The organism is Enterobacter sp. UPMP701, from assembly GCF_053709515.1.
The window spans coordinates 1-549 of the sequence record NZ_JBSKJN010000055.1 but is presented as its reverse complement, the minus strand read 5'-3'; the positions used below and the strand labels follow the sequence as shown (position 1 = coordinate 549).

Below are 549 nucleotides of genomic sequence, written 5' to 3'. Positions count from 1 at the left end.
AAAATTTGAGAGACTCGAACACACCATTAAGATGTGTCGTTTCAATTTTCAGCTTGATCCAGATTTTTAAAGAGCAAAACTTCTTAATGCACTCAAAAGTACATTCAGAAGTTCATCATTCATCAGACAATCTGTGTGGACACTACAAAGGCAGGTTCTTTAAGGTAAGGAGGTGATCCAACCGCAGGTTCCCCTACGGTTACCTTGTTACGACTTCACCCCAGTCATGAATCACAAAGTGGTAAGCGCCCTCCCGAAGGTTAAGCTACCTACTTCTTTTGCAACCCACTCCCATGGTGTGACGGGCGGTGTGTACAAGGCCCGGGAACGTATTCACCGTGGCATTCTGATCCACGATTACTAGCGATTCCGACTTCATGGAGTCGAGTTGCAGACTCCAATCCGGACTACGACGCACTTTATGAGGTCCGCTTGCTCTCGCGAGGTCGCTTCTCTTTGTATGCGCCATTGTAGCACGTGTGTAGCCCTACTCGTAAGGGCCATGATGACTTGACGTCATCCCCACCTTCCTCCAGTTTATCACTGGCA

General features: G+C 47.9%; 1 rRNA gene. It reads right to left on the bottom strand.

Annotation, left to right across the window (positions count from 1 at the left end):
- Positions 1–165 precede the first annotated feature (165 nt).
- A 16S ribosomal RNA gene (locus ACWKXT_RS24320) occupies positions 166–549 on the bottom strand; the annotation flags it as partial.